A 12421-nucleotide genomic window follows, 5' to 3' on the forward strand; every position below is an offset into this window, starting at 1 on the left:
GATCCTGCTCAGTCAGTTTTTTTCTATTAATCCGTCAATATCAGCCCCAGATCAAGCTGAGTACTATATCTATTAGATCGAGATACTTTTAAACCAGAATTACGCTGCGATTCAATCCTGGCTAAATATTCTGGGGTAACATCCTTAGTTATATAATCCCCATCAAAGCAAGAACTTTCAAAGTTCTTCACGAGCGAATCTACCGATGATATCGCCTTTTTGAGAGACTCAAGATCCTGGTAGACAAGACCATCCGCCCCGATCTCGCGGCAAATCTCATCATTATCGCGGCCGGTTGCAATTAATTCTTGCCGGGTCGGCATATCAATCCCATAAACATTCGGGAAACGAACGGGAGGTGCTGCTGATGCAAAATATACCTTATGCGCCCCCGCTTCTTGCGCCATTTGTACGATCTCTCGACTGGTCGTTCCTCTGACGATGGAATCATCTACCAACAATACATTCTTTCCACGAAACTCAATACTGATTGCATTGAGCTTCTGGCGGACAGACCTACGTCGATGTTGCTGACCCGGCATAATAAAAGTTCTACCGATATAACGATTTTTAACAAAGCCTTCACGAAAATCGATGCCAAGACAATTAGCGAGTTGTAGGGCACTTGGGCGGCTTGAGTCCGGGATGGGAATCACGACATCGATATCAAGGTGCCGCATCGTTTTTTTTATTTTATCCCCAAGACTGCTCCCCATATTGAGCCGACTTTCGTATACGGAAATACCATCCATGATGGAATCCGGGCGTGCCAGATAAACATACTCAAATATACATGGATTAAGATCAGGGTTGACTGCGCACTGTTTACTATAGAAATTGCTTTTATCATCAATAAAAATTGCTTCTCCTGGCTCCACATCACGAATCAGTTTGAAGCCTAATGTATCGAGGGCCACGCTTTCGGATGCTACCATATACTCTATCCCATGATCTGTTTCTGTTTTACCAAAAACTAAAGGGCGAATGCCATAGGGGTCACGAAAAGCCAGCAAGCCAGAGCCAGCAATCATTGCGATTACTGCGTAGGCACCTTGACAACGGCGATGGACACCAGAAACTGCAGCAAAAATGGTAGCAGGATCTAACTGATAGCTTGAAGCACATTCCTGTAATTCATGCGCCAACACATTCAGTAACACTTCTGAATCAGAATGCGTATTGACATGGCGTCGATCTGATTGAAATAATTGCTTATCAAGCTCTGCTGCATTAGTCAAATTACCATTATGCCCCAACACAATCCCGAAGGGTGAATTGACATAGAACGGCTGCGCCTCAGCTGCCGATTCTGCAGAACCAGCGGTTGGATAGCGCACATGAGCAATTCCCATATTACCTGGTAGAGCACGCATGTTACGCGTGCGGAAAACATCTCTTACCATACCCAACCCTTTATGCATATGGAAAGTGTTTTCCTGCGCTGTCACAATACCCGCCGCATCCTGCCCACGGTGCTGTAACATTAACAAACCATCATAAAGTATCTGGTTGACTGGTGATTGAGTAACTATACCGAGAATTCCACACATAATTAACCTCGGAATAAGCTTGTTGAACTACAAAAAAAAGAAAATAAGCTCTTCATAATGAATCTGAAAGGCTCCCAATGGATGTATTTCTCTGAGCAATAGGTTTATCTATTTCATCCCCGCAATCCGTATCGATCATTTATTAAAACTTATATACTCTTTGAGATTTTGTGGCAACCACTGAATTGCTTGTGTCGCTATCTTCTCCAGTGGCTCTCTCAGTAAAGCTTGTTGCCAGAAAGATTGTTGCGGCAAAGCAGTAAAACCTGCCGCTATTATTATAAATAAGACAATTAACACTCCGCGCGCAAAACCAAATACTGCCCCCAGAATTCTATCGATCAAACCAAGGCCGACACTACTGACCAATTTGGATAACAGCAGTGAAATCACCATTACTACTATTAGAGCTGCAAAAAAGGTCATCACAAATACAATCAACATACGCAGAGAGCCATCTTCAATGGTCTGAGGTAAGAGTGGTTCAAAATTTGCCGCATAATGGCTTGCTATGAAAAAAGCTATGATCCAGCCAAGTAATGACACTACTTCACGTACCACACCACGAGTAATACTAATAAGGACAGAAATGAAAACTATACCTAAAACTATATAATCAAAAATGGTCATTTACTATCACTTTAAGATAAGATGAATCAGTCCAAATTATCTACTGGTTACCACGCCACTCAACCCCATTTTCTTCAATTTTTCATATCCCTCTTCTGCTGCCTTCCGTGTTGGGAAAGGGCCGACACGCACACGAACCATTTCATTTCCACCTACTTTTATTGTTTCAATATAAGCGTCAACGCCGCTAGCCGCAAGATTCTGTTGCTGCTGCTTCGCCTTGGTTGGATCAGCAAATGCGCCCAGCTGTATTACAAATTTTCCCTCCACCTTATTAGGAGACTCTGTTTTTGCTGTTTGTACAGATTCTGGTTTTGCAGCTTGAATAGATTCTGGTTTTGCAGCTTGAATAGATTCTGGTTTTGCAGCTTGAACCTTGGGAGATTCTGGTCTTGCAGCTTGAATTGAGGATTTATTAGTTTGAGTTACAGGTTTATTAAATCGAGGTTTGGAAGAAGGTATCGGAATACGTGAAACACTATATCCCTCCGTCGATTCATCATCTGATTGTGGAAATTCTGGCACGCTGAATGGCAAGAGTTCTCCCGATCCCGTACCTGCGTTGCTATCCTGATCGATGGGTTCCCCAGGCGTCATCCACGGAATGGATTCACTTACCACATCTTCTGACGGAATTAGAATATCAACTTCTTGCTGCTCTTGTTTCGGCTCACTGTCAAGAATCATAGGTAAAAATACCACAGATAGAATCACCAATGTGACCGCCCCTACTAAACGTCTGCGCGCACGTTTTCTTAGCAATGCTTCTTCTTCACTAACATTCTTGACCATCTGAAGTTACCTTTTGATCATTTATAACTTAGCTCTTCTGTAATACCCCTAATACAGCACTCACTGTATAAAACGAGCCAAAGACACATATTCTATCATTCTCGGCCGCATGCTCACGAGCAAAAACATAAGCTGCTGACGCATTTGGAAAAACATGAATCTTATCTTTATCTGTTATTCCTACTTTTTTTAGCGCTTGAATGATTTCATCAGCAGAGGCACCACGGGAAGTATGCGTACTTGCTATCAGCCAAGTGTTTACGCACATTTTCAAAGCCAGCACAACGGAAGCGATATCCTTGTCTTTTAACATGCCAATAACGCCATAAGTATACTGATGAAAACCTAAAGCGCCAAGATTATCAGCTAGTACTCGTGCAGCCGCAGGATTATGCGCCACATCTAAAATTGTCATCGGTTTTCCTGGTAAAACCTGAAATCTGCCCGGCAAAGTTATTTCTAACAGCCCTCGTCGAATGTCATTTGCAGTAACTGGCAGTTTGTCTCTGAGCATATCCAATGCAGTCAAACAGACACTGGCATTTTTTAGCTGATAACTTCCACGTAAAGCTGGATAAGGTAAGGAAGAATAGCTACTTCTTGGTCCCTTGTAATTCCATTGAATCATATCGGCCTTATAATCAAAATCCTCACCCATGCAACTCAATTTTGCACCAATGGTAGTTATCTGTTTACGTACGCCTTCTGGAAGATTTGTCTCACCACAGATAGCAATTTTATCCTTTCTAAAAATCCCTACCTTTTCAATTCCGATTTCTTCCCGTGTGCTGCCGAGATAATCCATATGATCTAAATCAATATTAGTTAATATGGCACAATCTGCATCGAACACGTTGACAGCATCCAAACGCCCTCCTAACCCTACTTCCAGAATCGCGACATCCACTTTTAATTGAGCAAAAAGATACATTGCTGCCAGTGTTCCAAACTCAAAATAAGTCAGAGAAAGGTTACAGCGAGATCTGGCGGCTTCTATGACATCAAAAGCGCAACAAAGCTCCTCATCTGAAACCGCTCTTTGCTCAATACGAATACGCTCGTTATATTCCAGCAAATGAGGAGAGGTATAACATCCCACGCGATATCCCGCACAACTCAGAATTGACTCGAGCATGGTACAGACTGAACCTTTCCCATTAGTACCTCCGACCGCTATGAGCGGAAATCTCGGAATAAGGTCCGCAGTGTCTTTCACTTGCCTTACTCGATCCAATCCCATATCGATCGCTTTGGGATGGAGATGTTCAAGATACAGCAGCCAATCAATTAGCGAGGTAGGCTTTGCGGTTTTTTCCGCCATCGAGATATCTCAACAAACCAAAAATAGTTGCATAGCAGTAAGACGAGGCTATCAATTAATTAGATCAGATATTAATATAATGGCTTATCAAATTTCGTTCTAATCATGAGAGGCAGTTACAGTTAACTGAGAGACAGAAGCTGGTATGCGCATTAATAACGTGCACAAATTGACCAGTTTATCGCGTATCTCTCTACGATCGACAATAAGGTCTATTGCACCATGCTCCAGTAAAAACTCGGCTCGTTGGAAACCATCAGGAAGCGTCTGGCGCACTGTTTGCTCAATCACGCGTGGTCCTGCAAAACCAATCAATGCTCCCGGTTCAGCAATAACGATATCCCCAATAAAAGCAAAACTTGCTGAAACACCGCCCATAGTTGGGTCAGTCAAAACTGAAATAAAAGGCAATCTTTCCTTATTGAGTTGTGTAAGCGCTGCTGATGTCTTTGCCATCTGCATCAGCGAAAACAATCCTTCCTGCATGCGTGCCCCCCCACTCGCAGCAAAACATACAAAAGGCAGATGTTGCTCGATACAAACTTGTACACCACGGACAAAGCGCTCACCAACGACCGAGCCCATGGAGCCTCCCATAAAACCAAACTCGAAAGCGGCCACAACCACTGGCACGGCTCTGATGCTTCCTCGCATGACTACAAGCGCATCATCTTCATTTGTACTCTCATTAGCTTGAGTCAATCGATCAATATAACGCTTGCTATCTTTAAATTTGAGGGGATCCTGTGGCGCTATTTCTGCTCCAATTTCACTACGTTCCTCTGGATCCAGCAGCATATCAATTCGTTTTCTAGCAGAAATACGATTGTGATAACTGCACTTAGGGCAAACATCTAGATTTTTAACCAGATCGGTGTAATACAATACTGCCTCACAAGAAGCGCACTTACTCCATAATCCTCCCGGTACCGCCTTCTTTTCACCATTTTCTTTACGCTTGATTTTGGGCGGGATAATACGTTGGAACCAGCTCATAGCTTGCCAGCATTCACAATTTGAGATGAATTTGCGCTGTTGACTTCGTCAAGCGCTACACGTAAGGATTTTACTAAATCATTGATATTATCCAACAAAGCAGAACGAGTGGAATTTTCAATTTCTTCGATAATACGACTCCCTACCACCACTGCATCGGCTAGCTCAGAAACTGCCCTTGCTGCCACGCTATCCCGTATCCCAAATCCAACTCCAATCGGAATAGAGATGAGTGAGCGCACCTCTGCCAGTTTATTGCTTACATCGACTAAATTAAGATGCGAGGCCCCTGTGACGCCTTTTAGTGACACATAATAAACATAGCCTTTTGCCAGTTTTGCTACTTTCTCCACCCGTCTTTTAGGTGTCGTCGGTGACAATAAAAAAATCGGATCGATCTTTTGCTCTTGGAGTTGTTGCACCCATTTTTCACATTCCTCAGGCGGATAATCAACAATTAAGACACCATCCACGCCGGCTTCCTTGGCTGTCAGCGCAAAATTGCCATGTCCCATCGCCTCGACTGGATTAGCATAACCCATTAATACTACGGGCGTAACTGAATCCGTTTTTCTAAATTCGGCTACCATGGTCAATACATCTGCTAAACCAATGTGATAGTGCAGCGCCCTTTCAGAGGAACGCTGAATGGTCGGACCATCTGCCATCGGATCAGAAAAGGGTACCCCTAATTCAATAATATCAGCCCCTGCTTGCACCAGCGCATGCATCAACATAACCGTCATTTCCGGTTCTGGATCACCTGCAGTAATAAATGGAATCAGTGCTTTTTTATTTTGCGCTTTGAGGATAGAAAAAGTTGATGTGATACGGTTCATCTTTAAATAAATATAAGTCAGTCAATGCAAAGCGAACATTGCTTTTGGATTAGGCATCTTATTATTGCGCATCTCGGATCTCTTCACTAAGCTAAGGAAGATTTTATTCAAATACTATCCCGGACTGCTGCGCAACAGTAATCATATCTTTGTCACCCCGTCCTGATAGATTAACCAACAGCAATTGATCTTTCCCAAGGGTAGGCGCAAGTTTAGCCGCATAAGCTAAGGCATGGCTTGATTCAAGTGCCGGGATAATTCCTTCAAATCGGCATAAAGCATGAAATGCTGATAGTGCCTCGTCATCCGTTATAGCTACATATTCGGCTCGACCCCAGTCTTTGAGCCATGAATGTTCAGGGCCTACACCAGGATAATCCAATCCAGCAGAAATAGAGTGAGTTTCAATGATCTGACCATTGTCATCCTGGATCAAGTAAGTACGATTGCCATGCAGGACACCTGGCCTGCCGGTTACCAAGGTGGCAGCGTGCTGGTGGGTATTAATTCCCTTACCTGCAGCTTCTACACCTATCATGCGCACATTGTTATCCTGTATATAAGGATAAAATAAACCAATAGCATTTGATCCGCCTCCTACACAGGCAATCAATGCATCGGGTTGGCGCCCGTATTCCTCTTCCATTTGCACTCTGGCTTCTCGCCCAATGACAGCTTGAAAATCTCGCACCATCATTGGATAGGGATGGGGACCAGCAACCGTGCCAATGATGTAATAAGTATTTTCAACATTGGTCACCCAGTCTCGCATCGCTTCATTTAACGCGTCCTTAAGCGTACGGGAACCAGACTCAACCGGAATGACTGTCGCACCCAGCAACTTCATTCGATAAACATTCGTTGCCTGACGTTTCACATCCTCCGAGCCCATGTAAACGATGCATTCCATGCCATAACGTGCAGCAACTGTCGCACTTGCTACCCCGTGTTGACCCGCACCTGTCTCAGCAATCACTCGAGTTTTGCCCATGCGTTTTGCTAGCAATGCTTGTCCTACGGTATTGTTTATCTTATGGGCACCGGTATGATTCAGATCTTCCCGCTTGAGCAGGATTTGGGCGCCACCAAGATGAGCTGACCAACGCTTGGCATGATAAATCGGGCTAGGTCGTCCGACGTAATGCTTAAGTTCATGAGTGAATTCTGCCTGGAAATCGGCCTCATCGCGAAAATGCTGATACTGAGCAAGCAATTCATCCAGTGCCGCAATAAGTGTTTCTGCTACAAATGTACCACCATACGGACCAAAATGTCCGTGTTTATCAGGAAGATCATAAATCTTCACAATTCTTGACTCCTTGCATAAAAGCAGAAATTTTATTCACATCCTTAATGCCTTTTCTGGCTTCTACCCCACTGGATACATCGACGGCCCATGGTCGAACTTGCCTAATCGCATTCACCACATTATCAGAATTAAGGCCGCCTGAAAGCACGAGTGGCAGAGGAAAATCCGTTGGAATCAAACTCCAGTCAAACACCTGACCAGTTCCACCTGGCATTCCTGCCGTATAAGCATCTAGTAATAATCCTTTGGCATTCTGGTAAAGCTCTGCGTATTGTAACAAATTCATCTCCCTCCTGACACGCAAAGCTTTAATATAAGGCAATTTAAATTGATTACAGAACTCAGGCGTCTCTTCCCCATGAAACTGGAGTAAACTCAGTCCAGCTGTGATGGATGTTTCCTCTACCCATTCTGGAGACGGATCAACATAAACACCGACTACATTCACAAAAGGCGGTAAACGCACTACAATCTCACGTGCCTGGGCAGGCGAAATAAAACGTGTACTCTGGCGCCAGAAAACGAATCCAATCGCATCTGCTCCGTGCTGTACCGCTACGAGTGCATCTTCAACACGTGTTATACCACAAATCTTTACCCGAACCGACACAAAACACTCACTCCATCAATAACATATAAATATCCTATTTCTTATTCCATTTCCAAATTAAACATGACGCGCACGCGAATCGCAGACAGCATCAATAATACGGCAAAAGAAATCGATAAAATCAGATTTAATTTAAAAATGGTATGACCTATCCAGGTAATTTAATCATGCTTGATATCTCAAGCAAATTCTATACTTTTATCAGAGACCTATTTGCATTTAGCATCATAGTGGCAAGTGGCGATTGATAGAAAGAAGGCAAATTCCATCTGGCATCGTAGCTAATCCCTGCCAAGTATAACCCATAAGGAGAAAATGTAGGTGCAGCAAGGGTTCGATCACGATTTTGTAGTAATAGCTGCATCCATCCAGGAGGATATCTACCATGACCAATATATATCAAGCTACCTACAATATTACGCACCATATGATGCAAAAACCCATTAGCACGAAATTCGAATATAAAAAAATGGTCATTTTGCGTAATCTCTAGCATGGTTAAGTTTCGTACTGGATCTTTCGCTTGACATTCGGCAGTACGAAAAGCACTAAAATCATGCTCACCCAATAACATGGCTGCCGCCTCTTGCATTTTCTCAAGCTCTAGCGGTTTATGAAACCACCCTACTTTCCTTTGAGATACCCCAGGCCGAATGGGATGGTTCAGCAAATAATAAAGATAACGCCGTTCGATAGCACAATAACGTGCATGAAATGTTTCATCCATCTCTGCTGCCCACAATACAGCGATATCATCAGGTAATAATGCATTAACCCCTCGTACCCATGCACTCATAGGTCTCTGAACGGGTGTTTCAAAATGAACCACTTGATATAGTGCATGAACGCCCGCATCTGTTCTACCTGCCGCAACGACGCCGACTCGACAATTTGCAATTCTGGAGATTGCTGTCTCCAGCTCCCTCTGAATTGAGATACAAGCAGGCTGGCTTTGCCACCCATAATATCGCTCCCCGCTATATTCCAGAATTAAGGCTACTCTCACAAGAATTCAACAATTACACTAATGTAACGATACCACTGAGTTGGAAAATTTTAGATTCTCTGAATAAGAAGTGCCCTTCTTATATATTGGATTAATTTCAAGATTCATAGCCATCTCATGGCTGGATATAGCCTGAGCCTGCTCTTTTGTACCAAACATTTCTGCCTCATTCACATTTTAAGGGCGGTCTATTGGCGTAAGCGTAGAGTTATTACCATTATTTTCCACATCAAATTTAGTTTCAGAACCCTGTTTAGCAGATATCTCTTCTGATAGATCAAGTGCCATTTTGCCACGATCATGATTTGAATCATCACCCCGATCAATGACAAAGCCTTCGCTTAAGTTTTTGCCAGAGAAGATCCCAGAAGCAGATTCAGATAAATGGCCTTTCAATTCTTCAGATTTTAGAAATTTAGGATCTTGAGAAAATTCAGAAGTCATTTCTCCTTTTGTGGCAGCCTGCATCTCACTCGATATCATTGTCTGCGTTGACGCTGATTTTGCCATGGGTGAAGCTCTCACGCTACTCTTGGTAGTTTCTTCGGGATAGTCAAAAGCATCATCATCCATGCTATGGCTTCTGCCCCTACTTCGGCGAAGCATGGATATACTCAGCCAACTCGTGAGCAAAATTACAAGCGCTCCCGCTGCTAGCTCCAAATCATCTGAAACAAAGCCTACAATTTGATCCAATAAGGTAGCCTCTATTAATTCAGAAGAATGAGGAACTAAAACCTGGTTAACAGTTTGCTCGGCAGACGGCGTAGATATCACCGTTTTAGAGGGTTCTAAGCGCTTTATATCATGTATTGGCGCGATATCTCTTGAATCATTAGGTGTTGTTTCGGCTGTGACTGGTTCAGCCAGTGTCGGTGTTAACGCTGCCGCTGCCTGGGTTTGAGCATCTGTCATGCCTGTGCCTTTAATCTCGAGCAAACGTTGCAATCTTTCAATATTCTGTTCCAATAAAGCAACTCGTTCATTGACCTCTTTCAAAGCACGATCTTTGGCAATGGCATCTTCTTCCATCATTCGTAAATAATCTTGCCCAGCGCTATTTTTTTCCCCATTAAGGCTTTCAGCCTGGCGACTTTCAAGTTGTTCACCCTTTGAAAGCATCAAAACTTCTTCAGGCGGTATCTTTTTAACTGCATGGTTTTTTTCTTCTGGAACAGTCGCAGATATCCTTGTTGCTGCGGATGGTGTTACTTCTTCCTTTGGCCTTGATGAGAAACCCATCGCTGCACCAGCCAGCTTTTGGCGGTTAACATGCCAGTTTGCAGCTTGAGTTCCAATCTCACGCGTTGCCTCTACCTGGCTAACAGTTAAAATTTCATTTTGATCAGGAATACGCAGAATTGCCCCGACTTTCAGCAAATTCATATCTTTCCCAAAAAAAGCATTCTGATTTGCCTGATAAAGTGCAATCAGCATTTGATTAAGATCAACCCCTTCAGGTGTAACTTTCTTAGCAATTCTGGTCAAGGTTTCTCCTCGCGCAACAGGGCCATAAGTGACTCTTCCCTGCTTATTTGAGGTCGATGAGTTTGCTCGGTCAGTTATTGACTTCTGCCCAGTCTTAATTTGTGGCTGGATCACTTCAGCGGATGTTAGGGCAGTTTTGGACAAACCAGGCGTATGTTGGATTATTTGATTAACTGGCGTAGCTGTTTGCGTGTCGGCGGGATCAAGCAAAACAGTATACTCACGCAATAAACGCCCTGATAATCCGTTAAGCTCTATCAGTAAACTCACGAATGGTTCATCGACTAGCTGTGGCGAAGTAATCTGAATATAAGGCTGGCCATTGACGCGTTTCTCTATGGAAACACTCAAGGAGGAATGATAAGGTGCATAAGGCACACCTGCCTGACGAAAAACTTCAGGCGAGGCCAAACGCGCACTTAAAGATGGGATCTCATCTTTAGCTACAGAAACGAGTTCTATCTCCGCTTTAAATGGCTGCCCCAGAAATGAACCGTGAGTTAATTTCCCCAAACCAGCCGTATAAGCCAACCAAGGAAATATCAATAAAAGTATTAACCAACATGCCTTAAAATGAATATTATTCAAATAGATACCCTTTCATTTCTTGGAACAGGATACATGCTGCCACAACCTCACTTACAAAAAATAAGGCCCATAGGGTTACTTTTTGCCTCATAGGCCAACTCAACCACTTCAAATGATCAGAGCAGATTAAAGAAACAATATACTTAATTTATTGAAAGATAATTATTTAGTTCTGGATTAGTATCCGCAACATCCTACGTAACGGCTCCGCTGCTCCCCACAGCAATTGATCGCCTACAGTGAAGGCGGAAAGATACTCTTCACCCATATTAAGTTTGCGCAACCGTCCAACATGAACATCCAGCTTACCGGTAACAGCAACTGGCGTGAGCTCCTTTGTTGTCCTTTCTCGCTCATTAGGAATGACTCGCACCCAATCGTTTGACTGAGCAATGACATCCTCGATTTCATCCAATGGAATGTTTTGCTTAAGTTTGATTGTCAATGCCTGACTATGACAGCGCATTGAGCCAATACGAACACAAATACCATCAACAGGCACAGGTTTATCAGTATGGCCCAGGATTTTATTCGTTTCAGCCTGACCTTTCCATTCTTCACGACTCTGCCCATGAGCCACTTCCTTGTCAATCCAGGGAATCAAGCTCCCTGCCAAAGGCACACCAAAATTCTCAACAGGAAATTCTTTGTCACGCAGTTTCTCGGCAACTTCGCGATCAATATCTAAAATGCTTGAGGCTGGATCACTTAACAGATCCTCAGCCACACGGTGGGTTTCGCCCATTTGCAGAAGTAATTCCCGCATGTTTTGAGCGCCTGCCCCCGAAGCCGCTTGATAAGTCATCGCACTCATCCAATCGACCATATTTTTTTCAAACAATCCACCCACTGCCATCAGCATCAAGCTAACAGTACAGTTACCCCCGATATAATTCTTTACACCCTCATGCAGGGCTTGCTTGATAACTGGCATATTGACAGGATCCAGAATGATTACAGCATCATCTTTCATTCTAAGAGTGGATGCTGCATCGATCCAATAACCTTTCCAACCTGATTCACGTAACTTACCAATAACCTCATTGGTATAATCGCCTCCTTGGCAGGAAACGATGACATCCATCTTCTTGAGTTCTGTCACATCCCTGGCATCCTTAAGGGGGGGAATATCTTTACCGATATCCGGTCCCTTTCCTCCTTTCTGAGAGGTCGTGAAAAATACCGGCTCTACCAATGAAAAATCATCTTCTTCACGCATGCGCTGCATGAGAACAGAACCTACCATACCACGCCAGCCTACAAAGCCCACTTGTTTCATTAGTTTTCTATAA

Annotated in this window: 11 protein-coding genes; all 11 read right to left on the reverse strand. The window is 43.5% G+C overall.

What is annotated here, in order from left to right:
• Positions 1-26 precede the first annotated feature (26 nt).
• The 11 genes from purF to asd all read right to left on the reverse strand — a co-directional run bounded on the left by purF (position 27) and on the right by asd (position 12408).
• Complete coding sequence (purF, locus tag AAW31_RS15680) at positions 27-1550, reverse strand: amidophosphoribosyltransferase (RefSeq protein ID WP_046850948.1); 1524 nt, start codon at positions 1548-1550, stop codon at positions 27-29.
• A gap of 135 nt (positions 1551-1685) precedes the next feature.
• Positions 1686-2180 (reverse strand): CvpA family protein, encoded by a 495-nt coding sequence (locus AAW31_RS15685; RefSeq protein WP_046850949.1) that lies wholly within the window; start codon positions 2178-2180, stop codon positions 1686-1688.
• A 36-nt stretch (positions 2181-2216) separates the two neighbouring features.
• Complete coding sequence (locus AAW31_RS15690; RefSeq protein ID WP_046850950.1) at positions 2217-2972, reverse strand: SPOR domain-containing protein; 756 nt, start codon at positions 2970-2972, stop codon at positions 2217-2219.
• A 28-nt stretch (positions 2973-3000) separates the two neighbouring features.
• On the reverse strand, positions 3001-4293 hold the full coding sequence (folC, locus tag AAW31_RS15695; RefSeq protein WP_046850951.1) for a bifunctional tetrahydrofolate synthase/dihydrofolate synthase: 1293 nt from the start codon (positions 4291-4293) through the stop codon (positions 3001-3003).
• A gap of 99 nt (positions 4294-4392) precedes the next feature.
• Complete coding sequence (accD, locus tag AAW31_RS15700) at positions 4393-5289, reverse strand: acetyl-CoA carboxylase, carboxyltransferase subunit beta (RefSeq protein WP_046850952.1); 897 nt, start codon at positions 5287-5289, stop codon at positions 4393-4395.
• Positions 5286-6128: a tryptophan synthase subunit alpha gene (gene trpA / locus AAW31_RS15705; RefSeq protein ID WP_046850953.1), complete on the reverse strand. Its 843-nt coding sequence runs from the start codon at positions 6126-6128 to the stop codon at positions 5286-5288. The genes accD and trpA overlap by 4 nt, the downstream gene beginning before the upstream one ends.
• Before the next feature lie 103 nt (positions 6129-6231).
• A complete protein-coding gene (gene trpB, locus AAW31_RS15710; RefSeq protein WP_200899653.1) occupies positions 6232-7434 on the reverse strand; it encodes a tryptophan synthase subunit beta in 1203 nt (400 codons plus the stop codon).
• Positions 7421-8047 carry a phosphoribosylanthranilate isomerase gene (locus AAW31_RS15715; RefSeq protein WP_046850954.1) on the reverse strand — a complete coding sequence of 209 codons (627 nt, stop codon included), beginning with the start codon at positions 8045-8047 and terminating at the stop codon, positions 7421-7423. Before AAW31_RS15715 ends, trpB begins: the two co-directional genes overlap by 14 nt.
• A gap of 190 nt (positions 8048-8237) precedes the next feature.
• Positions 8238-9053 (reverse strand): tRNA pseudouridine(38-40) synthase TruA, encoded by an 816-nt coding sequence (gene truA, locus AAW31_RS15720; protein ID WP_046850955.1) that lies wholly within the window; start codon positions 9051-9053, stop codon positions 8238-8240.
• Positions 9054-9230: 177 nt separating this feature from the next.
• A complete protein-coding gene (locus AAW31_RS15725) occupies positions 9231-11129 on the reverse strand; it encodes a type IV pilus assembly protein FimV (RefSeq protein ID WP_052752307.1) in 1899 nt (632 codons plus the stop codon).
• Positions 11130-11295: 166 nt separating this feature from the next.
• Positions 11296-12408, reverse strand: a complete 1113-nt coding sequence (gene asd, locus AAW31_RS15730) for an aspartate-semialdehyde dehydrogenase (RefSeq protein ID WP_046850956.1) — start codon at positions 12406-12408, stop codon at positions 11296-11298.
• Between the last annotated feature and the right edge of the window lie 13 nt (positions 12409-12421).

The sequence above is a fragment of the Nitrosomonas communis genome, assembly GCF_001007935.1.
GTDB lineage: Bacteria > Pseudomonadota > Gammaproteobacteria > Burkholderiales > Nitrosomonadaceae > Nitrosomonas > Nitrosomonas communis.

Excerpts from the sequence above, each read along its gene's own strand:
- accD (WP_046850952.1), bottom strand. The coding sequence starts at position 5,289 with ATGAGCTGGTTCCAACGTATTATCCCGCCCAAAATCAAGCGTAAAGAA.
- asd (WP_046850956.1), bottom strand. The coding sequence starts at position 12,408 with ATGAAACAAGTGGGCTTTGTAGGCTGGCGTGGTATGGTAGGTTCTGTT.
- AAW31_RS15685 (WP_046850949.1), bottom strand. The coding sequence starts at position 2,180 with ATGACCATTTTTGATTATATAGTTTTAGGTATAGTTTTCATTTCTGTC.
- purF (WP_046850948.1), bottom strand. The coding sequence starts at position 1,550 with ATGTGTGGAATTCTCGGTATAGTTACTCAATCACCAGTCAACCAGATA.
- folC (WP_046850951.1), bottom strand. The coding sequence starts at position 4,293 with ATGGCGGAAAAAACCGCAAAGCCTACCTCGCTAATTGATTGGCTGCTG.
- AAW31_RS15690 (WP_046850950.1), bottom strand. The coding sequence starts at position 2,972 with ATGGTCAAGAATGTTAGTGAAGAAGAAGCATTGCTAAGAAAACGTGCG.
- trpA (WP_046850953.1), bottom strand. The coding sequence starts at position 6,128 with ATGAACCGTATCACATCAACTTTTTCTATCCTCAAAGCGCAAAATAAA.